This is a genomic window from Candidatus Caldatribacterium sp. SIUC1, assembly GCF_051549785.1.
Taxonomy (GTDB): domain Bacteria; phylum Atribacterota; class Atribacteria; order Atribacterales; family Caldatribacteriaceae; genus Caldatribacterium.
Genome location: NZ_CP189974.1, coordinates 954484 through 978428, shown reverse-complemented (window position 1 = coordinate 978428; position 23945 = coordinate 954484). Strand labels below are relative to the sequence as shown.

General features: G+C 58.0%; 23 protein-coding genes, 2 tRNA genes, 1 riboswitch and 1 other annotated feature. Of the genes, 2 read left to right on the top strand and 23 right to left on the bottom strand.

Features of this window, described 5'->3' with window-relative positions:
* The 21 genes from ACP6EK_RS04985 to dhaK all read right to left on the bottom strand — a co-directional run bounded on the left by ACP6EK_RS04985 (position 1) and on the right by dhaK (position 18689).
* Positions 1-1113, bottom strand: coding sequence for a Gfo/Idh/MocA family protein (locus ACP6EK_RS04985; protein WP_438318738.1), 1113 nt, complete (start codon positions 1111-1113; stop codon positions 1-3).
* Positions 1114-2400 (bottom strand): serine--tRNA ligase, encoded by a 1287-nt coding sequence (gene serS / locus ACP6EK_RS04980; protein WP_438318735.1) that lies wholly within the window; start codon positions 2398-2400, stop codon positions 1114-1116.
* A 14-nt stretch (positions 2401-2414) separates the two neighbouring features.
* Positions 2415-3869, bottom strand: coding sequence for an RtcB family protein (locus tag ACP6EK_RS04975; protein ID WP_438318732.1), 1455 nt, complete (start codon positions 3867-3869; stop codon positions 2415-2417).
* A gap of 15 nt (positions 3870-3884) precedes the next feature.
* Positions 3885-4307, bottom strand: coding sequence for an archease (locus tag ACP6EK_RS04970; RefSeq protein WP_438318729.1), 423 nt, complete (start codon positions 4305-4307; stop codon positions 3885-3887).
* Positions 4307-5257: an NAD(P)-dependent oxidoreductase gene (locus ACP6EK_RS04965; RefSeq protein ID WP_438318726.1), complete on the bottom strand. Its 951-nt coding sequence runs from the start codon at positions 5255-5257 to the stop codon at positions 4307-4309. Before ACP6EK_RS04965 ends, ACP6EK_RS04970 begins: the two co-directional genes overlap by 1 nt.
* Positions 5250-6236, bottom strand: a complete 987-nt coding sequence (locus tag ACP6EK_RS04960) for a hypothetical protein (RefSeq protein WP_438318723.1) — start codon at positions 6234-6236, stop codon at positions 5250-5252. Before ACP6EK_RS04960 ends, ACP6EK_RS04965 begins: the two co-directional genes overlap by 8 nt.
* Positions 6237-6269: 33 nt before the next feature.
* Positions 6270-6481, bottom strand: a binding site (T-box leader).
* A 41-nt stretch (positions 6482-6522) separates the two neighbouring features.
* Complete coding sequence (locus tag ACP6EK_RS04955; protein WP_438318893.1) at positions 6523-7710, bottom strand: lysophospholipid acyltransferase family protein; 1188 nt, start codon at positions 7708-7710, stop codon at positions 6523-6525.
* Positions 7711-7823: 113 nt separating this feature from the next.
* Positions 7824-7900 (bottom strand) — tRNA-Arg (locus ACP6EK_RS04950).
* 88 nt (positions 7901-7988) lie between these two features.
* Positions 7989-8276 (bottom strand): HU family DNA-binding protein, encoded by a 288-nt coding sequence (locus ACP6EK_RS04945; protein WP_017889959.1) that lies wholly within the window; start codon positions 8274-8276, stop codon positions 7989-7991.
* A 33-nt stretch (positions 8277-8309) separates the two neighbouring features.
* On the bottom strand, positions 8310-8570 hold the full coding sequence (locus ACP6EK_RS04940; RefSeq protein WP_017889960.1) for a stage V sporulation protein S: 261 nt from the start codon (positions 8568-8570) through the stop codon (positions 8310-8312).
* A 138-nt stretch (positions 8571-8708) separates the two neighbouring features.
* Positions 8709-9143, bottom strand: coding sequence for an NUDIX hydrolase (locus tag ACP6EK_RS04935; protein ID WP_438318719.1), 435 nt, complete (start codon positions 9141-9143; stop codon positions 8709-8711).
* Between the two features lie 4 nt (positions 9144-9147).
* Positions 9148-10005: a damage-control phosphatase ARMT1 family protein gene (locus ACP6EK_RS04930; protein ID WP_438318716.1), complete on the bottom strand. Its 858-nt coding sequence runs from the start codon at positions 10003-10005 to the stop codon at positions 9148-9150.
* Positions 10002-10685 (bottom strand): potassium channel family protein, encoded by a 684-nt coding sequence (locus ACP6EK_RS04925; RefSeq protein ID WP_438318713.1) that lies wholly within the window; start codon positions 10683-10685, stop codon positions 10002-10004. Before ACP6EK_RS04925 ends, ACP6EK_RS04930 begins: the two co-directional genes overlap by 4 nt.
* Positions 10682-11107, bottom strand: a complete 426-nt coding sequence (locus ACP6EK_RS04920) for a thioesterase family protein (protein WP_438318710.1) — start codon at positions 11105-11107, stop codon at positions 10682-10684. Before ACP6EK_RS04920 ends, ACP6EK_RS04925 begins: the two co-directional genes overlap by 4 nt.
* Positions 11049-12944 (bottom strand): ATP-dependent zinc metalloprotease FtsH, encoded by a 1896-nt coding sequence (ftsH, locus tag ACP6EK_RS04915; protein ID WP_438318890.1) that lies wholly within the window; start codon positions 12942-12944, stop codon positions 11049-11051. The genes ACP6EK_RS04920 and ftsH overlap by 59 nt, the downstream gene beginning before the upstream one ends.
* The gene (hpt, locus tag ACP6EK_RS04910) at positions 12941-13513 is read right to left on the bottom strand and encodes a hypoxanthine phosphoribosyltransferase (protein WP_438318707.1); all 573 of its coding nucleotides are present in this window, start codon (positions 13511-13513) and stop codon (positions 12941-12943) included. Before hpt ends, ftsH begins: the two co-directional genes overlap by 4 nt.
* 4 nt (positions 13514-13517) lie before the next feature.
* Positions 13518-14885, bottom strand: a complete 1368-nt coding sequence (gene tilS, locus ACP6EK_RS04905) for a tRNA lysidine(34) synthetase TilS (RefSeq protein ID WP_438318704.1) — start codon at positions 14883-14885, stop codon at positions 13518-13520.
* Positions 14886-14905: 20 nt separating this feature from the next.
* A tRNA-Met gene (locus ACP6EK_RS04900) sits at positions 14906-14981 on the bottom strand.
* 248 nt (positions 14982-15229) lie between these two features.
* Entirely contained in the window at positions 15230-17032 is a 1803-nt protein-coding gene (locus ACP6EK_RS04895; RefSeq protein WP_438318702.1) for a DUF2207 family protein, read from the bottom strand.
* Positions 17033-17035: 3 nt separating this feature from the next.
* A complete protein-coding gene (gene dhaL / locus ACP6EK_RS04890) occupies positions 17036-17677 on the bottom strand; it encodes a dihydroxyacetone kinase subunit DhaL (protein ID WP_438318700.1) in 642 nt (213 codons plus the stop codon).
* Positions 17678-17690: 13 nt separating this feature from the next.
* A complete protein-coding gene (gene dhaK, locus ACP6EK_RS04885; protein ID WP_438318697.1) occupies positions 17691-18689 on the bottom strand; it encodes a dihydroxyacetone kinase subunit DhaK in 999 nt (332 codons plus the stop codon).
* 148 nt (positions 18690-18837) lie between these two features.
* Here dhaK and ACP6EK_RS04880 point away from each other — a divergent pair, with 148 nt between their 5' ends.
* A complete protein-coding gene (locus ACP6EK_RS04880; protein ID WP_438318695.1) occupies positions 18838-19611 on the top strand; it encodes an acyl-CoA dehydratase activase in 774 nt (257 codons plus the stop codon).
* A 914-nt stretch (positions 19612-20525) separates the two neighbouring features.
* Entirely contained in the window at positions 20526-21830 is a 1305-nt protein-coding gene (locus ACP6EK_RS04875) for a hypothetical protein (RefSeq protein ID WP_438318692.1), read from the top strand.
* 45 nt (positions 21831-21875) lie between these two features.
* Here ACP6EK_RS04875 and ACP6EK_RS04870 read toward each other — a convergent pair whose 3' ends face one another.
* The gene (locus ACP6EK_RS04870) at positions 21876-22883 is read right to left on the bottom strand and encodes a carboxypeptidase regulatory-like domain-containing protein (protein ID WP_438318689.1); all 1008 of its coding nucleotides are present in this window, start codon (positions 22881-22883) and stop codon (positions 21876-21878) included.
* Positions 22884-22925: 42 nt separating this feature from the next.
* A riboswitch (cyclic di-GMP riboswitch) is annotated at positions 22926-23009 on the bottom strand.
* A gap of 123 nt (positions 23010-23132) precedes the next feature.
* Entirely contained in the window at positions 23133-23942 is an 810-nt protein-coding gene (locus ACP6EK_RS04865; protein WP_438318686.1) for a DeoR/GlpR family DNA-binding transcription regulator, read from the bottom strand.
* Positions 23943-23945: the final 3 nt, after the last annotated feature.

Sequence of the window (23945 nt, the reverse complement as noted above, 5' to 3'; positions counted from 1 at the left end):
TCAATACCCCGAAAGGGCATAGGCACTCTCGAGCACGCTCTGGACAAAAACCCCATCCGCAACGGTTGCCCCCAGGGAAGGTTGTCCGGCAATCCGCAAAAGGAAATCGTGGGCACAGGCAATGTGCGGGCGAACCCAGCCGATGGCAAATTTTCCGGGAATGCGATTCGGGTAGGGGTACTGATGGACCGATTCGATGAGCTTGAATCCCCGGTTCCCTCCGTACGGACCACCTCTTTCCCGGGCATCGTAGACTTCAAGGAAATTCGGCTGCATCGAATTGAAACGAATGGCACCCTCCATCCCCTCAATCTCAAGACGCAGCTCATCGCAGCTTCCCGTGGCGAAGCGACTGGCCTCAATGGTCAGTGGCGCACCGTTTGCAAGGACTCCAGAGACCTCTGCCCAGTCATCGACAAGGACCTCCTCGAAGTCTTCCCCTTCGGGATTTCTGGGGCGCTTCGTGATGAAGGTCTTCCCCCGGGCTCCCGTCACCGCAAATGCCCCAAGAAGGTAATGGACAAGGTCGATGAGGTGCGACCCCAGATCGGCCAGGGCACCGCCTCCCGCAAGGTCTTTCCGGAGACGCCAGCTCATGGGACGCCGGGGGTCGTTGTACCCTGAGTGCAGGTACTGGGCCCGAACCCGGACCACCTCGCCCAGGAATCCCTCGCGTATGAGCTCTCTTGCCCGTAGGATTGCGGGAACGAAACGGTTCTGAAAGGCCATGCCGAAGGTCACACGGCTTTGCGTCACGATCTCCCGGATTCTCTCGGCCTCCCTGAGGTTGAGCGCCAGGGGCTTGTCGCAGTAGATGTGCTTTTGCGCATTTGCGGCCTGTTCCACAACCGGAAGGTGAAAGGCATTGGGTGTAGCCACCACGACAACGTCAATGTCTTCCCTTTCGAGGAGCTCCTCAACACGATGGGTGGTAAAAGGAATTCCGGTCTCCTCTCTGGCCTTTCTTGCCGTCTCCTCCCGGGAAGTGCAGATGCCCCGGATCTCGGGGAGAAAAGGAAGGTCACTGTAGTAAAAGGGGAGGGCCGAAAACGCCAGCGCGTGTACCCTCCCGATAAAGCCAAAACCCACAATACCGACACCGAGTCGCTCCATCTACTTCACCTCAAGCTCCGGGGTGAGGATTTCAATGCCGTGCATGTACCGGCGAAGCACCTCAGGCACAACAACCGTTCCGTCCTCCTGTTGGTAGTTTTCAAGAATCGCCACAAGGGTTCTTCCCACCGCAAGGCCTGAACCGTTTAGGGTGTGCACGTAGTGGAGCTTCCCCGTGTGGGAACGGAAACGGATGTTGGCCCGACGGGCCTGGAAATCCTCGAAGTTGCTGCAGGAAGAAATCTCCCGGTACCTCCCTTGAGACGGTAACCACACTTCGATATCGTAGGTCTTTGCCGCGGCGAAGCCCAAATCGGCGGTACAGAGGGTCACCACCCGGTAGGGAAGTCCAAGAAGCTCAAGAACTTCCTCGGCATCACGAACGAGTTCCTCAAGCTCCTCATAGGAGGTATCGGGATGGACGAACTTCACAAGCTCCACTTTGTTAAACTGGTGCTGGCGGATAAGCCCCCGAACGTCCTTCCCGTATGACCCTGCTTCCCGGCGGAAACAGGCACTGTAGGCCACGTAGTAAATGGGAAGGTCGTCCTCTTCGAGGATTTCATCGGCGTGGAGGTTCGTCACCGGGACTTCTGCCGTGGGAATGAGGTGGAGGTCATCCTGACAGTGGTAGAGGTCGTCGAAGAACTTCGGGAGCTGTCCTGTTCCAGTCATGGTCTTCGTGTTCACGAGGAAGGGCGGGAAAATCTCCCGGTATCCGTGTTTCAAGGTATGGAGGTCGAGCATGAAGTTGATGAGCGCCCGTTCAAGGAGCGCCCCTGCACCCTTGAGGACGGTGAAGCGCGAAGAGGCAATCTTCGCTCCCCGCTCAAAGTCAAGGATGTTGAGGGTCTCCCCGATTTCCCAGTGGGGCCGGGGAGGGAAGGTGAACTCCCTCGGTTCTCCCCACCGGCGAACTTCCACGTTGTCCTCTTCACCATTCCCCACCGGGACGCTCTCGTGGGGAATATTGGGGAGGAAGAGGAGCTTTTCCTTCCACTCCTCCTCCACCTCCTTAAGTTCCCGGTCGATGGACTCGAGGCGTCCAGAAATTTCTTCACCCTCGGCAAGGAGCGTCCCGGGATCCTTTCCTTCCCGTTTCAGAGTCCCGATGGTTCTGGCGAGCTGATTCTTCCTCTGTTTTAAGGCGTCGGCCTCCCTCTGAAGCGCCCTTCGCTTTTCGTCAAGGGCAAAGAGAGTGTCCAGAAGCTCTGTGCTCATACCTCGCTTCCTGAGCGCTTCGGCAACATCCTCCCGGTGCTCCCGTACCCACTTCCAGTCAAGCATGGTCACTCTCTCCTTCAACCCTTGATGACTCCCAGAGGCCGGGCGTAGGCCACTTTTTTCGAGATTCCTGCTCGCTCCACAACCTCAACGACCTCTCCCACATCCTTGTAGGCCTCGGGAATTTCTTCCCTCAAGGTTGCCTTGCTCTCGGCCATGACCAGAATACCCTGCTTTTCGAGTTCTGCGGCGATGTCCCGACCGCGGGACGTCCGATCGGCCTCGGAGCGGCTCATGACTCGCCCGGCTCCGTGACAAGTGGACCCGAAGGTTTCCCTCATGGCGAGTTCCGTCCCCACCAGGATATACGACCCCGTTCCCATATCTCCCGGGATGAGCACGGGTTGACCGACGCTTCGGAAACGCTCGGGAACTGCAGGATGACCTGCGGCAAAAGCCCGGGTTGCCCCTTTGCGGTGCACGCAGAGCTTCAGGCGTTTTCCGTCAACCTCGTGTTCCTCAATTTTGGCAATATTGTGGGCAACGTCGTACAGGATCTCCATCCCAAGGGCCCGAGCCGATTTCCCGAAAACCTCCTCGAAGGATTCGCGAATCCAGTGGGTGATGAGCTGGCGGTTCGCCCAGGCAAAATTCGCCGCCGAGGCCATGGCCGCGAAGTACCCCCGACCTTCAGGGGAGTCAAGCGGCGCACAGGCGAGCTGCCGGTCTGGAACCCTGATGCCGTAACGGTTCATGGCGTTCTGCATTTTCTGGAGGTAGTCGGTGCAGATCTGGTGACCAAACCCCCGGGAACCGGTGTGGACCATGACGATGACCTGTCCCTCAAAGAGCCCGAAAACTTCCGCGATATCCGGGCGAAAGATTCGCTCCACCACTTCAATCTCCAGGAAGTGGTTCCCCGAACCCAGAGTCCCAAGCTGGTCCTTGCCCCGCTCGATGGCCTTATCGCTCACCGCGTCGGGATCGGCCCCCTCCATAGCTCCACCCTCTTCGATGTGGTCTTTGTCCTCCGGCCAGCCAAACCCCCGGGAAATCACGTACTGCGCTCCCTGGGTCATGACCTTGCGGAGTTCTGCCGGCGAAAAGGAGAGCTTACCCTCTGAACCCACACCGGAGGGAATGTTCCGGAAAAGAACCGAAAGGAGCTTTTCAAGTCGAGGCAGAACCTCGTCTTTGGTGAGATTCGTCTTCACCACCCGGACTCCACAGTTGATGTCAAACCCCACACCTCCTGGGGAAATCACCCCTTCGCCAAAAAGGGTTGCCGCCACGCCCCCAATGGGGAACCCATACCCCCAGTGGATATCAGGCATGGCCAGAGACTTCCCGACAATCCCCGGAAGGAAGGCGACGTTCGCCACCTGTTCCGGGGCCTGGTCCTTCCGGATGGCCTTAATCATCTTCTCACTGGCATAAATGACCCCCTCAACCTTCATGCCGTGCTTGTAGTCTTTGGGAATTCGCCAACGCCAGTCGTCTACTTTCTGCAGTGGCCCACTCCACTCAGCCATAAGCTCAACCTCCTTTCAGATATCGAAGTATACCTGCGCCCGGAAAAGCCCTGGCTCGACCTCCTCCACCTTCACCTCGTGGTACGTGCAGGCCTTCACCACCCGGAAAAGCTCGTGTTTCTTGAAGTCCAGGGGTTCTCCGAAGACCCGGGCTCTGAGGTAATACTGCCCGAGTTTCTGGATGTCAAAGGCTTTGAGCAGTACTTCCTCGGCTTCGAAAAGGTAGAGGAGCTCGTTGAGCCAGGTCACAAGAAGGTCCTCGTAGTCGCTTCCCTCAACGGCAACTTCTGCCGTGAACCCCCCATCCACCTTTTCTAACGCCCCGATGAGAGAAAACATTCCCAGCGCGGCGTTCGCGAAGAGCTCTTCCAGGGACCTCCCCCAGGCCACAAGACCGATATCCGCAGTGTGGTCGAGGACTTCAAAGGGTTTCTCCATCAGTACCCGATTGGAACCCCCTCTCCCAGGCGAAACAGCGCCTTGAGTTTATTCACCAAAACCTCGGTGGCGTTGAGGAACGCCTCCTCGGTGCTTCCCCCAATATGGGGCGTGCAGATGACATTCTCATGGGTGAGAAGCTCAAGGTCCTGAGGTGGTTCGGTCTCGTACACATCCAGAGCCACACCGGCAAGGTGCCCTTCCCGAAGTACCTGAAGGAGGGCCTTCTGGTCGATCACCTTCCCCCGCGAGGTATTGATGAGGTACGCACCCTTTTTCATCTTCCGGAGCATTTCTTCCGAGAAAAGGCCTGCAGTTTCACTATTTAAGACCACATGGAGCGAGACAATATCGCTTCGTTCAAGGAGCTCCTCAAGCCGAAAGGCCCGCTTGACTCCCCGCCGGATGAATTCCTCTTCCGGAACATACGGGTCGTAGGCGAGGACTTCGGCCCGCATGGCCTTCACGATTTCCGCTACTCTTCGGCCGATGCTGCCAAAGCCCACGACCCCCCAGGTCTTCCCCTCGACGGTCTTCCCCGTGTACTGACCCTTGGCCCACTTCCCTTCCTTCAGGAACGCGCAGGTGAGGTACAGGTGACGCAGAAGGGCAATGGCCAGTCCCACAGTGAGTTCGGCAACGCTTGAAGCCGAAGCTTCGGGAGTGTTGATGACCTGAATGCCCCGAGCTTCGCAGGCCTTCCTGTCGATGTTGTCCGTTCCCACTCCAGGACGGGCGACAACCTTGAGCCTTGGGGCATTTTCAACGATGCGGGCAGTGACCTGGGGCTTGGAACGGACAACGAAAACGTCCTTATCCTGAATGGCCCGGAGAATCTCCTCCTCATCGTGCGAGGAGAGCACCTCTACCGGCCCAATTTCCTCAGAAAGCCGCTTGACCATATCCTCCGGAACTCCATGGGCACAGAGAATACGAATGGTTTCAGCCACTCCAGTCCACCTCCATTCCCGCAAGAATGGTTGAAATGTGCACCTTCTGACCCTTACCGCTTAGGACCTCTCCAAGGACAAAGAGAAGCCCCAGGATTTCAGCAACCTTCAGGGTATCACCGTGCCGCACCCAGATGGTTCTGTCCTTCCTTGCCACCTTCCCGCTCCATATGCCTTCCCGCGCAAGGGCCAGAAGGACCTCGTCCTCTACAATCCCTTCAGGGAGCCTCAGGCAGGTCACCGAGGGGAAGGCCGCCATGTCGTGCACCACCGAAAATCCCAGAGCCTCTGCCCCCCTGCGGAACACCGACGCCAGGAATTTCCGCCGCTCCCAGACGGCTTCCTTCCCCACCGACCGTAGGTTCAGAAGGAACCCTAAGCAAAGAGGGGACAGTTCCTGCCCTGCGGAGAGCTTCTGGAGTTCTGCGAAATCCAGGGCAAAACGGGGACAGCGGGCCGAAGACCTTGCCCTCCAGGCCCTTTCCCCCACAACAAGCAGCGAACAGTTCCCAGAAAGCAGCGGACTCTCTGCCACCGCCACATCCACAGCACTCCCGTCCAGGGACAGGGGGAAAACTCCAAAAGACTCACTCACATCAAGAGCGTACAGCACATCAAAAGACCTGCACACCCTTCCCAGAGCCTCAAGCTCAACGGCGAAAGGTTCCTCCCTCTCCACATGGGTGACGAACACCCCTTTGATGGAGCTTGCTTTCTCAGCCTCAAAGAGGAGGTAAAGGTCTTCCACCCGTGGAGGCTTCCCTCCATATCCCCCCAGGCGGATGACCGAGAGCCCGAAGCCTTCGGCAACCCTGGCCCAGTGTTCTCCCCTCTCCCCAGAGACCAGACACACCACCGTATCTCCTGGAGAAAAGCAGTTGACCACCACCGCCTCCCGTCCCCAGGCTGCAGGGAAGGGGCAGAGGAAGACCTCCTTCTCTGTTCCCAGAAAGTACCGGAGAACCTCGAAAACTTCCATTCTGTCTCTCCTTCAGAAAACAAAAGCTCTCGCCCAAGGGGCGAGAGCTTTCCCGCGGTGCCACCCTTCTTCGGTGGTTCCCCACCCTCAAAGCGCTAACGCGCCTAAAGCGCGTTGGGCACTACTCTATCCCTTCGTACCCACAACTCCAGGGCGGATTCAGGGAAGAAGAGGACCGGCTTCCACCTTCTCCGGTTCTCTGCACCTCTTCAGACTCCCTTACTACTCCCCTTCATCGTCTTTCGATGCACCTTTTACAGAAACTATAACACAAAGCGAAGAAAAGTCAACGGAGAGGGGGCGAGGAAGGACACTGAACAACATTGCCTTTCCGCAACCGCACAAGGCTCAGGAGTAAGCAAGCGTCCTTTTCCAGGTGGAGGCGGATGAGGTGCCTGCCAGAGGTGTACTCAAAAACCTTCTTCAGAAAGGTATTCTCACCGCGAATCTCAGAGAATGGGAAGCATTTTCCCCGGACAAGCAGTCCTTCCCGATTCACCACAACCGGACCGAAGGAAAAGCTCCGAAGTGCCCCTCCAGGGTGGGTTCGCTCCGTTATGAGGACCTTTGGGAACACGATTTCAGGGGTGTGCTCGCAAAGAGCACCAAGGAGACTTTCCTGATTTGCGGTGAATTCCTCCTGGGTGAGCCCATCGATGAAGCCATACGCATCGATGGTCCATCTCCTGTGGCAAGAAAGGCAGAGCACCTCGTTCCCCTTCCCGACGATGCTGCGGAATTTCCCGCAGGCGGGACAGAAAAACACCACCCGTTCAATGCCCTCAGCCCGTCTTTCCCCCTGAAAGGGGATCCGGTGACGTTTCTGCCATTCCCACTCGGAATGCCAGAAAGATAGGAGAGAGCTGCAGGCAGTGAGGGTAAAGCGAATGAACACCGGACCCCTGCGAGAGTGGTCTGCCCAGAGGGGTTTGCGTATCCAGGCCCCCTGGATGTGGGCAAAAACCACCGGAACCTGGAGCCGGGCAAGGAGTTTCTCCGTTGCCGGAGTCACTCCCCGGTTCACCCCGTTCCAGGGAATCCCTCCTTCAGGGAAAAGCCCCACCACTCCTCCTCTCTCCAGCACCCGGAAGATACCCCGGACCGCGCGGCAGTCAGGCAGGGCTTTTCTCTTGGGAATGGCACTTACGGCGCGAATCAGGGGACCGAGAAAGGGGTGCTCGAAAATCAGCCGGTTGGCCACCCAGACAATCGGGTACGGAACAAGGGCGTCAATGAGGAAGGGGTCGAGAGCACTGAGGTGGTTGGCAATAAGCAGAAAAGGCGGAGGGGGCAACTCACCCTCTACCTCAAGGGGAAAACCGAGGAAATACGGTGCAAGTATACGCTTCCCCAGGCGCCACAGCAAGGTCTCCCCGGGGAGATTCTGCCGTTTCCAAGCAAGACCCGTAGTACTCCCGCCCTTCAAAACCCGGTGTCCCTGAAGCGACCCTAAGCTCTGGGGAAATTGTACCATGGACCACACCCAAAAGCCACTTCATTCGTTCTTGAGAAAAACCCGGTGGCAGCATCCCGCAGAGGGAGTACGATGGAGACAGAGAGGTCCTCTCGCCGAAAACCCCAAAAAACTGGTGCGCCCGGCGGGAATTGAACCCACAACCTTCGGCTCCGGAGGCCGACGCTCTATCCTGTTGAGCTACGGGCGCACCTCTATTTCAAGAGTATACTCGGAAAACACCACGAACACAATCCCCCCACAGGGGAAAGGGCTTTTCCCCTGTAGGGGGATTGCCGTCACTTCACGACTTCCTTCAGGAGCTTTCCTGGACGGAAGAAAGGCACTTTCGTCTCGGGGATATGAATTTCCTTCCCGGTCTGCGGGTTTCTCCCCCTGCGTCCTGCTCTCTTCTTCACCCCGAAGGTTCCAAACCCCACAAGCTGGACCTTCTCACCCTTCCGCAGAGCATTCTGGATAACCTCAAGCATTGTATCCACGATGCGAGCAGTATCCTTTTTGGTGATACTCAGACCCTCCTTCTTGAGCTCCTCCGCAAGAGTACCCACCAAGTCCTGCTTGTTCATCCTCCCCAAACCTCCTTTTCCTGAAAATGAATTCTAAGCCGGAAGCACAATGAAGCGTATCGCCGTTTTCTCCGAATCGCCAATTTTCACGTCCACGAAAGCCGGGATACAGACAAGGTCAATACCACTTGGAGCAAGGTACCCCCGAGCAATGGCGATGGCTTTCACTGCCTGGTTCACCGCACCTGCTCCCACTGCCTGCATTTCTGCCCGCCCATGCTCCCGAATGGCTCCCGTCAGCGCCCCGGCTAAAGCTGCCGGCCTGGTTCGGGACGAAATCTTCAAAAGTTCCACCCGGAAACCTCCTTGCACCTTCCACGCGACTTCCGCAGGGCCCCGCGTTCCTCTTCCCAGGGCTCAACAAGGCTTTCCCCTTTTGTCAGTATTTTAGCGCACTGTCAAGGGTTTTGTCACGGTCGGGGAGAAAATTCCCTAAAAATTTGCCTTCTGGGCTTCAAGGTACTCCTGAGCTCTCTTCAGGATGTCCCGCTCATTCTCATAGTGGAGTAAGCCTGGCGCCTGAGCGAGGTCAACCCACCGAACCTCCTCAACCTCCTCCTGCGGAGGAAGGAAACTCTGGGTAACCGCCTCCATGAGGTAGAAGGCGGCGTGTTCTTCAAAAAGCCGTCCATTACGCTCATAGGTGAAGGCAATCTCTCCAATCCTTGGGCCCAGGCGGGGAACACACCCCGTTTCTTCCGCAACCTCCCGCAGTGCTGCAGCTTCCTCGCTTTCTCCCTCCTCAAGATGCCCTTTGGGAAGCGTCCAGAAGGGAGAACCTCGCTTCCTTATGAGGAGCACTGTGAAAGAAGAGCCCTCCCTCCGCACCACCACTCCACCACTTGAGCGAACCAGAACCTTCTCCATGGCCTCATCCGAGATTTCGCTTGAGAATCAGCGCACCCTGGGGAACACCAAACTCCCGCGCCACAGGAACACACTTCGCCTTGAGGAGGAAGTAGATGTTCTCCCCCCGACCGCTCAGGGTTTCAAAGTTCCCCTGCCCTTTGGAGATAATGAGGTCAGCCCTCTTCCAGACCTCCTGAAGCTCAAGGGGTGCCCGTGAGAGGTCGATGCCTGTTTCGGCCTGGCCCGTGGTGAGTACATGCACCAACCCCTCAAGACCGGCTTCACGGGCATCCTCAAGAAGGGCATCGTTCGAGATGGGACCTCCCTTGACGACGAAGAACATCTCTTTCTCCCCCAGATTCCGTATTTCTTCCACGAGAATCCGGTCAAAAACGATTTCCCCCGCGTTATCCCCAACGTAGACGATGGTCCGCGCCCGGGAAAGGTCAGCGGCAAAAGCAGGGAAATCATACCTCCCCCACTGGGCAGAGGTCACCTGGGCGAGAATGCTCTCCACATCCACCTCCCGGTACACTCCAAGGTCGATGATGTTCCCCGCAATGGCCACAAGAACCGCCCGTTCGAGGCGATTTTCCCCAGAGGCCACGAACTCCTTAAGCCTTCCATAAAGCTCAAGGGCCATGCGGTTGTAGTGCCGCTTGAAACGGTAGTAAATGTCCTCGACTCCTGTGGCCTCCTTGGCGATCTGATGCGCCAAGGTGGTCATGTACGCGGGCGTCCAGCAGGGATCCGCCTGGGCGTAGAGCGCACAGACCTTCTGGGAAATCTTCCAGAGAAGGTCAAAGGAAGCCCCGGCGATTTCTGCGGCTTCCTGGGCCTGACGGATGTTGCAGGTAAAGCACTCAAGCTGTGCCCTCATACCTCCACAACCTTTCCATTGCGGCTTTCTACCATTTCCTTGAAAAACCTCCGCAACTGCTGCTCATTCCCCAGAACGTAGATGATATCCCCCTTAAGCAAAACCTCATCGGCCGAGGGCGAAACCCGGTACTCGTTCTCCCTCCTGATGGCCAGAACGGTGATACCGTAGCGATTCCGTAGTTGAGCCTTCCCAAGAGAGACTCCATGGAGGAGTACAGGAAGCCTCACCTCCACAATGTTGTACCCCGGGAAGAGTTCTTCCGTCCGTATGGCGTTAGGGAAAGCCAGGGTTTTTGCCACCCTCAGGGCCATATCCCGCTCGGGGAAAATCACCCGATCCGCCCCGATCTTCTCCAGAATCTTCCCGTGCATTTCATTGATTGCTCTGGCGACGATGAAGGGAACCCCGAGCTCCTTCACCGCAAGGGTGGTGAGAACACTCGACTGGATGTCGTTCCCAATGCTCACGATGGCCACATCGAAGTTCTTCACCCCCAGGGCCTCGAGTACCTTCTCGTCGGTGGTATCGGCCTGAACCACCTCGGTGATTTTTCCCGCCATCTCCTTCACCGGGTCCTCCTCAATGTCCACTCCAAGAACCGTGAATCCCTGCTGGTACAGGGCGATGGCGATGCTACTCCCAAAAATACCCAGCCCAAAAACGGCAAACTGTCTCATCGCTCCACCAGACCTCGCTTCTTCACTTCAGCCTTGGCCTCAAGGCGCTTCATGAACCATTCCCTGTTCACCACAAATCGTTCCAGGCGCCCCTCCCCTATCTTCTCAACCTCGTCAAAGGCCTCGGCTTCAAAAACGAGACGGTTCCGGTAAATCTCCACAAGGGTGGCCCGGGCGGTGACCTTCATCCCCCTTGGGGTTGCCGCGATATGGGAGATACTGATTCTTGTTCCCACGCTGACGTATCCTTCGGGAAGGTGATGCTTGACCGCCTCGCAAGCAGCATTGTCCATGAGCGACACAAGCATAGGGGTTGCGAAAGCAGGCACCATATCGGGGTCAAAGCGGTCTGCCGTGGTCTCCTCATTCACCACCATGCTGGCTACTCCGGTCAGACCAATACGCAGCGTGTTCGCTTTCATGGACCTTTTCTCCTCCTTTGGAAGGACTTTCGTCCTGGGGGATGTCCAGAATCCGCTCAATGTCTTCCCGCCCCAGGACCTCTTTTTCCATCAGCTCTTTCGCCAGCGCGTCGAGCTTCTCCCGGTACCGGACAATGATGTCCTTTGCCCGCTCGTACGCCTGATCAATGAGGGCCCGGACTTCCCTATCGATGGCATAGGCGATTTCCTCGCTGTAGTTCCGGTCTTCGGCAATGTCACGCCCTAAGAAAACCTCCTTGTGCTTTCTGCCGAGGGTCAGAGGGCCAAGGAGCTCGCTCATGCCGTACTCGCAGACCATCTCCCGGGCGATTTCCGTAGCCTTCTTGAGGTCGTCATGGGCACCAGTCGTCACATCCTTGAAAACCACTTCCTCCGCTACCCGTCCTCCGAGGAGAATGGAAAGGCGCGCCATGAGTTCCTGCTTGGTGAGGAGGTACCGGTCCTCCGCAGGGAGCTGCAACGTGTATCCCAGGGCAACACCCCCCCGGGGGATGATGGAAATCTTGTGGATTGGGTCGCTGTTTGGCAGGACCTTCGCCACAAGAGCATGCCCTGCTTCGTGGTACGCGATGATACGCTTTTCCCGCTCGCTGATGATGATGTGTTTCCGCTCGGGTCCGGCAATGACCTTGTCAATAGCCTCCTCGAAATCCTCCATCTCGATGACATCCTTCCCCTTGCGGGCCGCAAGAATGGCCGCTTCGTTCACGAGATTAGCGAGATCCGCCCCGACAAAGCCAGGCGTGCGACGCGCCAGAACCTCAAGGTCGACATCTTTCCCCAGGGGTTTCCCCCGAACGTGCACCCTGAGAATGGCCTCCCGTCCCCTGACGTCCGGTTGAGGGACAGCAATGCGCCGGTCAAACCGCCCCGGACGCAAGAGGGCGGGATCAAGGATATCGGGACGGTTCGTGGCAGCAATGAGGATCACACCCTGGTTGGGGTCAAAGCCGTCCATCTCCACAAGGAGCTGGTTGAGCGTTTGCTCCCGCTCATCATGCCCTCCTCCAAGTCCTGCTCCCCGGTGCCGTCCCACAGCATCGAGCTCGTCGACAAAGACGATGCAGGGAGCGTTCCTCTTGGCGTTAGCGAAAAGGTCCCGAACCCGTGCTGCCCCAACTCCCACGAACATCTCCACAAAGTCCGAGCCGCTGATGCTGAAGAAGGGTACCCCTGCCTCCCCGGCAATGGCCTTGGCAAGGAGGGTCTTCCCCGTGCCCGGAGGACCATAGAGCAGCACACCCCGGGGGATTCGGGCACCGATTCTCTGGAACTTCCGGGGGTTCTTCAGAAAATCCACGACTTCCTTCAGCTCTTCCTTCACCTCATCAATACCGGCAACGTCGTCAAAGGTGACCCTGACCTTCTCCGGGTCCACGAGCTTGGCCCGGCTCTTCACAAAAGACGTCACTTTACTCCCTCCCTGAATCTGCTGCAGGAGGAAAATCCACACCACGATGAGCAAAATCGTGGGAAAGAGCGAGCTCAGAACCCTCGTCCACCAGGACGGCTCAACAGGGGGGCGCGCCTCAATCTCAACGTTCTGATTCCGAAGAATCCGGATGAGCTCAGGGTCTTCAGGAGCATAGGTGGTGAAACGAGTTCCGTCAAACATTTGCCCGCTGATATTCCGGTCGGCAATGACTACCCGGCGGACGGCCCCTCGCTGCACCGCGTCAAGGAACTGACTGTAGGTCAGTACCTGTGGCGGGGCCTCGCGCTGCATGAGCGAGGTAGCCAGGGAAATCACGATGATGAGGAAGAGGAGGTAGAATCCTAAGTTTCGGTAAAACCTCCCACCAGGAATGTTGTTCATCCGCACTGACCCTTTCCTTCCCTCTGGGCATCGTGATAGTAGTCGGGCTTCAGGACAAAGATAAAGGGATAATTCCGGTACCGTTCTGCGTAATCTAGACCATACCCCACGACGAAGCAGTTGGGAATTTCAAACCCCAGGTAATCGATGGTCAAATCCTGCACAAGCCTTCTCTCAGGCTTACTCAAAAGTGCACACACCTTAAGGCTTGCCGGGCCCCGGGTGGCAAGCACCTCCTTGAGGTGTCGCAGGGTCAGTCCTGTGTCCACGATGTCCTCAACGATGAGGACATGTCGCCCGGTGATGGGTTTGTCCAGGTCTTTGAGAATTCGTACCACGCCGCTTGTTTCACACTCATCTCCGTAACTTGATATCGACATAAAATCAACGCTCAGGGGAACCCGAATATTCCTGACAAGATCAGCCATGAAGATGAACGCTCCCCGAAGCACCCCGACAACCCTCAGTTCCTTCCCCGCATAGTCCCTGCTTATGGCCTCTCCGAGTTCCCGAACCCTCTGCCGAATTTCCTCTTCGGTGATGAGAACCCGTTCGATGAAGTCCTCCACCGTTTCACCCCTTACACCGCCGCAGCTCCACATGGAGAATACTCTTGCTATTTTCCTGAACTCTCACCCGTTCGTCAAGGGCTAGACCAGGAATCCAGAGCACCTTCTCCTGGTCACAAAGGAGAGGGAGAAGTCGCCTCCACTCCCGAATAATCCCCCACTCCTCGAAAAGTTCCTTGAGCTTCCGTTCCTTCCCCCTCCACTGCATGCGGTCCCCCTCGCGGAAATTCCGGAGCACCAGAGGAAGAACACACTGCCCGTAGTCCAGAGCCTCGCGCCAGACCGTACCATGAACCTCTCCAGAAAACGGGGCAAAACGACCCTCAAGGACAACCCCAAGGTCGGGAAAGGTGTGCACTCCAGGGAAATGGAGGGGAAAACTCCACGAGGGCATATCGACAAGGGGGAGAGGGGAAGAAGACGCCCAGAGATACCCTCCCTGCACAAAAACCCGAACCTTCCCTGGGAGGACAACCTCGCCCTGCCGCTTCTCCACAAGACGAAGGATGTCTGCAATCTGGCCCCGGGTAACGTCCCAAAGGGTTCCGCGAACCTCCCGAAGGAACTGCCGCACAAGCCAGGACCGCTCCGAGGGAGGAACAAGGAGCACAGCATCAAGGGGTATGCCTCCTCCCTCGTGTCCCCGGACAAGGGGGAGACTCTTTTCCTCCCGCAAAGCCAGAGCCTCCTGGGCGTTCAGGGAAAGGCGGGCCAGCGCCTCCACAATGCGAGGGTTGATTTCCTCAAGCAGGGGAAAAACACAATGGCGAATCCGGTTGCGGAGGAAACGCAGGTCGAGGTTGGAACTGTCCTCAACGAAAGAGATGCCCTCCCTCTCAAGGAACTCCCGGATCTCACGGCGCCGTACCCCAAGGAGCGGCCGCACATAGACGCCTTCCTTTGGCCGCATGCCGCAAAGGCCCGGAAGGCCGGTACCCCGGACGATGTTCATGAAAACCGTCTCCGCCTGGTCATCAAGGGTATGCCCCAGAGCTACGCAGGAAGCCCCGTGAACCACCCGGCACGTTTCGAAAACCCCGTACCTGATGCGTCGCGCCGCCTCCTCAATGGAAAGCCGCTCTAAGCGGCAGAACGCCTCCACATCTCTTCGTTCCACGATAATGGGAAGCCCCCGCTCCTCTGCCCACCGCACACAGTGAGCCTCATCACGGTCGGACTCTTCTTTGCGAAGCCTGTGGTTGAGGTGGAGGAGCAAAAGCTCGATACCAAGGAGCGACCTGAGGCGAATCAGTATTTCGGCAAGGGCGGTGGAATCCGGTCCTCCAGAGAAGGCGACAAGCACCACGTCGCGGGGGGCAAAGAGGGAATGCTCCCTGATGAACTCGTAGACCTTCCGTTCCAGTGCCTGCACCGTGCAAAACCTGCACAATCTGGTGGCGGTGCAGGGATTCGAACCCCGGCGCTCCGGGTATGAGCCGGATGCTCTGACCAACTGAGCTACACCGCCACCCCTTTTCCATTATACTGAAAGCTGGCAAAAAAACAAGAACCCCCCAACCCACCGCGCGGATACCTACCCGTTCCTGCGTAATACCCTTGCAGTCCTCTAGGCCATAAGAGGTTCCGCACTTTGACTGATTTTGCGGCAAACCTCCGGGGCTCAGAGAGGAATCGGGGTTTACTGCAGATTCGGGTTGACAAACTCGCACATTACCTCACGGTGAGATGGAAAGGGACACAGAAAGGGGCGTTTTCCTAAAACGCCCCGCCCCGGCCTCCTCCGGAACCACCGCCAAAGCCTCCCGCCCCACCCCCAAATCCCCCACCGAAACCTCCACCTTTTCCTGAAGAGGCCCGAGTCACAGTCGCTGAGGCCGTGGTTGCAAGCTCCCGGAAATTCCTTGCCGGCAAGAACACCAAAGGCCCATAGAAGACGTGGTGAGAGCTTTCCCGTTCCCAAACTTCCTGGGGAATGAGCCTACGGAGGTGCTGCAGGACCTTCTCCCCTATACCCAGAGCTGTAGCGTAAATGAGGTACTTCTCCCAAAGGACAACGGACTCAGGTGGATGTTCTGCCATAAGGGAGTAATCGTTCAGAAAGCGGGCAAAAGCCTTCCAGCGGAGGTAGTAAAGGCGACCTTCTGGGCTCCAGCTCCCAAAGCGGTCCCGGCGGGTCACAAGGACCCCAGCCCCGGTGAAGAAGAACATTCCCGAAAGAACGGTAAAGAAAGGCGCAAGGTGGGCGAGAGTAGGTCGGTCAGTCACGCTCAGGGGTCCGAGGGAAGCGAGCACCATGAACACGGCGATGACCTTTGCCAGGATATTCCCCGTGGTGCGGAGGTACTTTCGCCGGGCGAGTTCCCTGCCAACCTCCTTCCGGTACGACGAAAGAGCACTGTTGAAACTTTTGGCCTCCTTCAGGGACCGCTCGAGCTTCTCCCTGAGAGGCTGAAAACGGAACACCCCATTTTCGGCAAAGCGCTGGAGAAGCGCAAAAAGGGCCTTCTCGGTTTGAGGGAGGTTCTGGGGAACGGCGCTACCTTTCAGGACGATGGCTTTTCCTTCCTCGGCAAAGTCCACTAAGTCCAGATGGTACAGGTGCAAGAGTACGGCAGCAACGCCGTCGTCGTCCACAGACCACCCGAGGTTTTTCACAATCGCGTTGACCACATCGGGAGGGTCGTCATGAGGTGGCTCCTCTTCGTAAAGGCGCTCATACGAAACCTCAGGTTCTCGCCCAAAGCGGAGGAAAACGAGAAGGAGCAGAACGCAGCAAATCCCAAAAAGCCCCAGAGAGAAAAGCAGGGCATTCCGTACCTCGCTCCGGTAGAAACCCTCCTCCCGCTCGATGTCTTCAAGAGTCAGCGAAGGGTTTGAAGCGGCATAGGGAAGATTGGGCAAGGGTTGTGCCACGAAGCGAACCTCGGCCAAGGCTTTGGGAGGGAGATGGCGGGCAGAAATGACGAAACGGTTCCCCTCCCGGGTGACACAAAGAGCGGGATGGGTGTAGACCCGCTCAATCGTCACGTTCTCGGGGAACTCAAAGATGCCCCGGACATCAGAAGCCCACGAATCCCACTCCCCCCAGAACTGGCGGAAAACCTGGGCAACGGAGGGACCATTCTCGTAGACGTACCGGGCTCTGTAGGCGATGCGGAGCACTACCCGGGGGTAGGCTCTCGGGTCAAGGCGAAAATCACTGCCAAAGGGAACCAGCCACACCCGGACGGAAAACCCCCTGGGCGTGAGGTACTCCCATTCAAGGTGCTTCGCCGGAACCCCCTCGGTTGAGACCCTGACATCCTCAATCTCCACATACCGGGAGGGGGAAACCTCCCGGAACACCCCCCGGAAGGGTTTGCGCATGCGGTAGACAATCTCCTCTGCAACCTCAAACTCTCCCGTTGGAAGCATCCGCTGAGTGATTGTGGCTTGCTCAATGGCATAGAGAGATGAGAAATAGGCGGAGAGATAGGGATTCCCCAGCTGGAAGAGGAAAAAGAGGAAGACCAGAAAAGCCACAACGACAAGCTTTTTGAGGACCTCTTTTCCGGCCACACCTTACTCCTTCAAGCTCTCAAACCACGCTTCAACAATGAAGTAACTCGAGGCAGCTCCGGGGTCAATGTGGCCAATGCTCCGCTCTCCGAGGCGACTCGCGCGGCCTCTTTTCGCGAGCATTCCTCTCGTGGACTCCATGCCAAGGCGTGCGGCTTCTTTCGCTTCCTCCAGGGCTTCTTCGAGAGACTTCCCCGCTTCACAGGCACCCTTGAGGGCAAGAAGGGCAGGATAGAGGGTATCGTACATGGTCTTGTCCCCGGGCTCAGCTCCTCCCCGGCGCCGCACTCCTTCCACAAAGGCGGCGAAGACCTCGACGAACTCGGGGAAGGTGAGGGAGGACTTCCCCAAAGCGACCTTCCCGGCATCAAGGAAGGCCGTCCCGTAGAGCGGCCCCATGGCAGCACCCCCAGAGAAGAGGATGGTCTTCCCGACCGTTGCCAAGAGGGCACCGATGTCTTTGTGGTCTTCGGGGAAGGCCTCCACTGCCTCTTTGACCTTGGCGAAGGCCCGGCAGACGCTCTCCCCGTGGTCGGAATCCCCGATGGGGGCGTCGAGGTCGTTGAGCTCCTCCCGGTGTCTCTCGAGGTTCTCGAGGATCCGGGTGAAGGCTTCTTTGAACCGGGAAAAGGGAATGGCCTCCATGGGACACCTCCGCTCAGTGCTGCACGAAGTGCACCCCATCGCAGGGGGCATCGATGAGGCGCTTGAGCTCGTCATCGAGTCTCGTGAGGGTGATGGAGAACCCACCCATCTCCAGGGAGGTGAAGAACTCCCCGATGTAGGTGCGGTGGATGCTGATGCTCCTCTCGGTGAGGATTTCGGCGATTCTGCGGAAGGCGATGTACATCTCAAGGAGGGGAGTGGACCCAAGGCCGTTCACAAGGACGAGGACCTCATCCCCTGAGCGGAAGGGGAGGTCTTCGAGGATGGCCTCCATCATGAGGGTCGTCACCTCATCGGCAGCCATCATCTTCGTGCGTTTAATCCCCGGCTCCCCGTGGTGCCCCACCCCAATCTCCATCTCGTCCTCGCCGATAGCGAAACTCGGTTTCCCAGTGGTGGGGAGGATACAAGGGGTGTGGGCCACGCCTATACTCCGGGTGTTTCGGACGACCCGCTCTCCGACCTCCTTGAGCTTTGGGAGGTCTGCCCCCTCTTCGGCCAGAGCCCCAACCACCTTCCAGAGGACCACTTCCCCGGCCACGCCCCGGCGGTTCTCCTCTTTCCCCTTGGGGCTTGAGGCCACGTCGTCGTTCACGATGATGTGCTCCACAGGAATCCCCTCGGCCTCGGCGAGTTCCTTGGCCATGCCGAAGTTCATGACGTCCCCGGAGTAGTTCCCAAGGCAGAGGAGCACCCCTTTCCCGCTGTGCACGGCCTTGATGGCCTCATAGACCCTGGACACCGGTGGGGCAGCGAAGATATCCCCCACCGCCACCGCATCGACAAGCCCTCTCCCCAGGTAGCCGATGAAGGCCGGCTTGTGCCCTGAACCTCCTCCGGTGACGATACCCACTTTGCCTTCCACGGGGGCGTCTTTCCGGACGAGGACCCGCTCGGTCTCGAGGCGGCGGACCTTGTCAGGATGGGCCTTCACGAAACCTTCGAGCATCTCCTCAATGAGGTTTTCTGGACGGTTGATGAACTTTTTCATCGCCTGCCCCTCCTCCTCTGCGTTGCCTCTATTGTCGCAGATAGACCTGTGACCATCAAGACCCGGAAGACAAAACTTCCTCAAAAAGAACCCTTGCTCCGGAAACCTCTCTGTGGTACCTTTCCTTCGGACCATAGGAAACCAGGTGATGCCCATGCTCTTTGCCGGAATCGACGTTGGGTCGCAGTCCACTGCCTGCGTCCTCTGGGATGGAAAGACCATCCGCGGCTCTGCAGTCCTCCCAAGCGGTGTCAATCCCAGAGAACGGGCGAAAGAGGTACTGAAACGGGCCCTCGAAACCGCAGGGTTACCGGAGAGGGACTGTTTCATCGTGGCCACGGGCTACGGCCGCTACCAGGTTGAGGGTGCGCAGCTTGTGGTGAGCGAAATCACCTGCCAGGCCCAGGGAGTGGCGTACTTCTTTCCTCAGGCGAGGACAGTCATCGATATCGGAGGGCAGGACAGCAAGGTCATTCGCCTCGGCGAGGGAGGACGGGTGCTTGACTTCGTGATGAACGACAAATGTGCCGCCGGAACAGGACGATTCTTGGAACTCATGGCCCAGGTGCTTGAAATCAAGCTCGAGGACTACGGCATCCTCTTTGCCAGGGCCCGGGAACTCCTGACGCTTTCTCAAACCTGTGCGGTTTTTGCCGAATCAGAGCTCGTCGGATACATTGCCCAGGGGAAGCGCAAGGAGGACCTCGTGCGAGCCGTGGCCGCTGCGGTAGCCGAACGGGTGAAAGCCCTTGGAGAACGCCTGGGCATAGTTCCCCCTCTTGTGGTCACCGGGGGCGTGGCAAAAAACCAGGCCGTCCTGAAACTCCTTGAGGAACGCACTGGATGCCCGGTCCTTGTGCCTCCCGAACCGCTCCTTACTGCTGGCCTTGGAGCATGCCTTGTGGCAGCGAAGAAGGCTTAGCCAGGAACCACGGCCGGATGTACCCTGCGCCAAAGGGCAACCCCTGCACCTTTGGGGAGACGAAGGAGTTCAAAAGACCCAGCGCCACTCCTCCTTGAGGGAAGGATGCACCTTTTGTTGCTCTTGTGTCCCTCCGGGGCGTCTCAACCACCTGTGCCTGCGCTCCTTAAAAGGAAGTATACTCAGCGCAAACGGTTCCCGCAACCCCCATGTGCGGGTTTACATCATGCGGTACACCGGAAAGTCCAGTACCTCTCAGCTCCTCCCAGGGCTCCTCTCTTCCCCCGGGGTAGGAAAATTCTCCCCAAAAGTTCTGGGGTCCACCGGCTTTCTGACTTTCCTGGGTCTTCTGGATCTGTCCCTGAGGCTTTGGAGGTTTTTGGGGTTGAATCCCTCCTCTCATCGGCAGGAGATGCTTCAGGTTTTTTACCCCGTGCAGGTGATCCCGGCGATCCTTCGGAGTCCATGGACTCTGGAAAGCCCTTGATGGCACTCCCTGTAGAAAAGAAAAAGGCCCCGGGAGAGACAAGAGAGACCATCCCGCTACCACTTCGGGATTTCACGACGCAGTTCTACTGAGGTGCACCACGAATCCAGCTCTTTTAAGGTTCTCTGAAGGAGGACCTGGAAGCCACTTCGTTTTCTGCACTTTCGCTCCTTAGCGGAACCTTGTGAATTCCCCACCCCCTGGCGGAGGCCCGGAGAAAGTCCCCAGTTTTTCCCTTCCAGGATCTCCACGGGGAGTTGCTGAGATTGCAGGAATACCCAGGTCTCCAGGGAAAGATTAGCGAAGACCTGAAGACAATAGGTCTTCCCCATCTGCAAAATAGGCCACACGGCCTATATCTTTTCTCGCCCTCCCGGGATTTAATATGGGCAAGCAGACTATCCCCAGAAGGGGAGGAGGAAGAGCGATGAAGAAGGCCACAAAATTCCTCGTCATAGCGGTGGTGGTCGGGGTTCTCCTGGCCCTCGTGGGAGGGTGTTTCCAGGAAGCCCGGGTTCCAAGTGTGAAGGGTGGACAAGGACAGGGAGGCGGAGGAGGTGGACAAGGACAATCGGGAACGACGCTTTTGGCTTCGAAGACCGCCACGGGGTTCTGGGAGAAAGTGATTACCTACAACTGGACGCTGACGAAAACCGCCAAGGTCAACAGTGACGGGTCCATCACCTACACCCTGACGGCTACAAGAGCAATAGCTTCAGAGACCGAAGCGTACGGGGTGAGAGGCACAATCACGGTGACAAACGGTGGCGCGGTAGCCACCGAGAATCTGACGCTCGTGGACCAGGTGGAGTACAAGACCGGGGCAGGGCAGTTCCAGGATCTTCCTGGGGCAAGCCAGACCATCACACCGAGCACGCAGCTTGGACCTGGCGACACCAAGGATTACCCTTACGAAATCACCTTTACTCCCGTTGAGGGTGCAATTTACCGGAACACGGTTAAGGTCACCATCACCAACCACTCCGGCCACCTGAATGAAGCATTTGGACCAGAGCCCAAAGCGGATTTTTCGCTTCCTTCCGAACCAACCATCGCTTACATCGACGAGACCGCCACTATCGAGGATGACTTCACCTGCCCAGAAGGCTTCACATGCACCATAGACAACTCCGGCCCGTGGACGGTGGGTGATGCGGGTGGCACAGATCAGACTACCTGGACCATCACTTATACCGTAACACTGAAAGAAGCAGGTTTCTGTTCGGACAAAGAAGGCCCGCAGACAGTCACCCTTGAAAATATTGCTACCCTGATCGAATCCGATTCTGAAGAAGAGCGCCCTGCCAGTGCCGCTATTGGTATAGGCTGGAATTGCGCTATCACTGGCGGCGGCTGCACCTACACCCTGGGGTACTGGAAGAACCACCCCGGGATGTGGCCAGCAGGCAGTAATCCAAGAGCAGAATTTTTCAAGAGCGGACAAACCTGGCTTGAAGTCCTCAAAACCCCGCCCAGAGGCAACGCCTACTACATCCTGGCCCACCAGTACATCGCTGCTCAGCTCAACATCCTGAACGGAGCAAGCTCAACCTCTGAGGTTAACGAGGCTATAGCGTGGGCAAAGGAATTTTTCGGCGAGTACGGACCAACGTCCACTATCCCCAGAGACGTTCGCAACCTGGCGACCTCTTATGCCAGTCTCCTCGACGAGTACAACAACGGCGATATCGGCCCGGGCCACTGCAGCACAGAGCAAAAGACCTCTCCATGAAGACGACCGGAGGGTGGCACTGCCACCCTCCGGTTTTTGCTTCCCTCACTCCCTCCACCGCAGCGGAATTACCGCCATGCCGTCTTTCGGAGTCACGGGGGCCTTGGTGAGGGGGTAGCCCACCGGGAGGCTGTAGAGGGTCTGAAGCATCGTGCTCACGGTGCTCGTGATGACCGTGTTCGGGGCGGTGGCATCCATCACTCCTCCATCGCTTGTGTGTCCCCCAAAGCCTATGGCGTGCCCGAGCTCATGGAGGTAGAGCCTCGGCTCAGGACACAGGCGCATCCCCCCGTAGTAGGTCCCGCAGGGAAGGAGGAGTATCTTCGCTCTGGTGATGGCGTAGTTTGACCACCACACGTAGGTGACGCCCCAGGTCCCCGGACCCAGAGCAGTGACTGTGGCCACGTCATAGGCAATCTGGATAGGGCTTTCGGGGTTTGGAGAAAGCTCAAAAACCGTGGTCCCTCCGATGACGGCGTTCCACCGGTTGAGGAGGTCGACGAGGTTCACCCCTTCATACTGGGTGGCGTCGTACACCTGGACCACCCCGTCCCTCCAGCGGACGACGTTGGACTTCCCCCACCCGTAGGTCATGACAAGGTCCAGGGCCGAGGTGGTCGTGGGGGTGGGAGTCGGGGTCGTCGCGGGGGCAGGAGTTGGTGTGGGGGTCGGTGTGGTGGCGGGCACAGGTTGCAGGGAGAAGTTCAGGGTGACGGTGCTCTTCCTCTGCACTTTCACCGAGCGGGACGAGGTCACATAGCCCTCCCTCGAGGCCACGACCTCAAAGGTCCCCGGGGGGACACCCGGTATGGTGTAGCGGCCCAGGGAATCGGTGAGTGCCGAAAGCGACGTTCCCCGCACCTCCACCCTGGCCCCGGGAATGCCCAACCCTGTGGAGGAGTCCTTCACCGTCCCGGTGATGATGGCCGAAGCTCCCTGAATCCGGGCGGCTTCTTCCTCAGGAGCGGGAACATCGGGGACCGTGCACCCTGTAACGAAGACAAAGAGCACAAGGAGTAGGAAACCAAAAAAGAGAAGGTTCTTCCGCCTCATGAGCATCCTCCCCTTTCCGGGCTTCTCAGAAAGGGGAGAGGGCTTGGCAGCCCGGCCGCCGTAGCTTTGTGCCTTAGGCCCGTGGCTTTGCGCCCTCCCCTTTCGGAGAGTTTGCCCTTTCATCCCGTCATGAAGGAATATCGGCAGGGGAGGCAGAAACTTTAGGGGTCCCGCTTTTTCTTCGGGGAGACCAGAGCACGCCAACCTACTGCAGGAGGATTTCTCCTCTCTCCCGAACCGGGCCAGGAACTATACCGGGGGATTTACGGACCCCACCCGGACCAGGGTTACCCGAATGCCCAGGTCCTCGAGCTTTCTCACCAGAGTAGCATCGAGGTTCTCGTCGGTGAAAATCCTGTTCACCCTGGTGAGCTCGCAGATTTTGAAGAAGGCCACCTCCCGGAACTTCCGGCTCTCGGCAACGAGAATGACCTCCTGTGCCGAGGCGACCATGACCTTCTTGAGGTGGGCCTCGAGTTCAAAGACGTCGGCAAGGTACCCCTCGTCCACAAGGACTGCCCTGGCTCCCAGGAAGAGTTTGTCGGCGTAGTAATTCCGTACCGCATTCTCCGCCTGAGGCCCGACAAAGGAGAAGGAGAGCGGGTGAAGGGTCCCACCGGTGGCAATGATGTTGCAATTGGGCTGTCTCGCCAGGCTCACGCAGATATCGAGAGAACTCGTGAGAATGGTCACCCGCCTGGCGGGGTCGATGTTCCGGGCAACCTGGAGGGCCGTGGTGCTGGCATCGAAAATCACCGAGTCCCCGTCCTCGATGATTTTTGCCGCCTCTCTTCCTATGGCCTCCTTCACCTCACGGTTCGTGATTTCCCGAAGCTCCACCGGAATCTCGACGTTACTCGTCTTCACCCGGGAGGCTCCCCCGTAAATCCGGCGGAGGAGTCCCTGTTTCTCGAGGACCCTCAGGTCCTGGCGAACCGTATCCTCGCTGACCCCAAACATCTCCGCAAGCTCTCTCACCGTGAGGGTCCTGCGGACTCCCAGAGCCTCGAGGATTTTGAGCCGCCGCTCTTCAGCAATGAGCCCTGTTTTCCTTGGCATAGG

What these genes read in the sequence shown, in the direction of transcription:
- ACP6EK_RS04985 (WP_438318738.1), bottom strand. Translation starts at nt 1,113, where the DNA reads ATGGAGCGACTCGGTGTCGGTATTGTGGGTTTTGGCTTTATCGGGAGG.
- serS (WP_438318735.1), bottom strand. Translation starts at nt 2,400, where the DNA reads ATGCTTGACTGGAAGTGGGTACGGGAGCACCGGGAGGATGTTGCCGAA.
- ACP6EK_RS04975 (WP_438318732.1), bottom strand. Translation starts at nt 3,869, where the DNA reads ATGGCTGAGTGGAGTGGGCCACTGCAGAAAGTAGACGACTGGCGTTGG.
- ACP6EK_RS04970 (WP_438318729.1), bottom strand. Translation starts at nt 4,307, where the DNA reads ATGGAGAAACCCTTTGAAGTCCTCGACCACACTGCGGATATCGGTCTT.
- ACP6EK_RS04960 (WP_438318723.1), bottom strand. Translation starts at nt 6,236, where the DNA reads ATGGAAGTTTTCGAGGTTCTCCGGTACTTTCTGGGAACAGAGAAGGAG.
- ACP6EK_RS04955 (WP_438318893.1), bottom strand. Translation starts at nt 7,710, where the DNA reads ATGGTACAATTTCCCCAGAGCTTAGGGTCGCTTCAGGGACACCGGGTT.
- ACP6EK_RS04945 (WP_017889959.1), bottom strand. Translation starts at nt 8,276, where the DNA reads ATGAACAAGCAGGACTTGGTGGGTACTCTTGCGGAGGAGCTCAAGAAG.
- ACP6EK_RS04935 (WP_438318719.1), bottom strand. Translation starts at nt 9,143, where the DNA reads ATGGAGAAGGTTCTGGTTCGCTCAAGTGGTGGAGTGGTGGTGCGGAGG.
- ACP6EK_RS04930 (WP_438318716.1), bottom strand. Translation starts at nt 10,005, where the DNA reads ATGAGGGCACAGCTTGAGTGCTTTACCTGCAACATCCGTCAGGCCCAG.
- ACP6EK_RS04925 (WP_438318713.1), bottom strand. Translation starts at nt 10,685, where the DNA reads ATGAGACAGTTTGCCGTTTTTGGGCTGGGTATTTTTGGGAGTAGCATC.
- ACP6EK_RS04920 (WP_438318710.1), bottom strand. Translation starts at nt 11,107, where the DNA reads ATGAAAGCGAACACGCTGCGTATTGGTCTGACCGGAGTAGCCAGCATG.
- ftsH (WP_438318890.1), bottom strand. Translation starts at nt 12,944, where the DNA reads ATGAACAACATTCCTGGTGGGAGGTTTTACCGAAACTTAGGATTCTAC.
- dhaL (WP_438318700.1), bottom strand. Translation starts at nt 17,677, where the DNA reads ATGGAGGCCATTCCCTTTTCCCGGTTCAAAGAAGCCTTCACCCGGATC.
- dhaK (WP_438318697.1), bottom strand. Translation starts at nt 18,689, where the DNA reads ATGAAAAAGTTCATCAACCGTCCAGAAAACCTCATTGAGGAGATGCTC.
- ACP6EK_RS04880 (WP_438318695.1), top strand. Translation starts at nt 18,838, where the DNA reads ATGCCCATGCTCTTTGCCGGAATCGACGTTGGGTCGCAGTCCACTGCC.
- ACP6EK_RS04875 (WP_438318692.1), top strand. Translation starts at nt 20,526, where the DNA reads ATGAAGAAGGCCACAAAATTCCTCGTCATAGCGGTGGTGGTCGGGGTT.
- ACP6EK_RS04870 (WP_438318689.1), bottom strand. Translation starts at nt 22,883, where the DNA reads ATGAGGCGGAAGAACCTTCTCTTTTTTGGTTTCCTACTCCTTGTGCTC.
- ACP6EK_RS04865 (WP_438318686.1), bottom strand. Translation starts at nt 23,942, where the DNA reads ATGCCAAGGAAAACAGGGCTCATTGCTGAAGAGCGGCGGCTCAAAATC.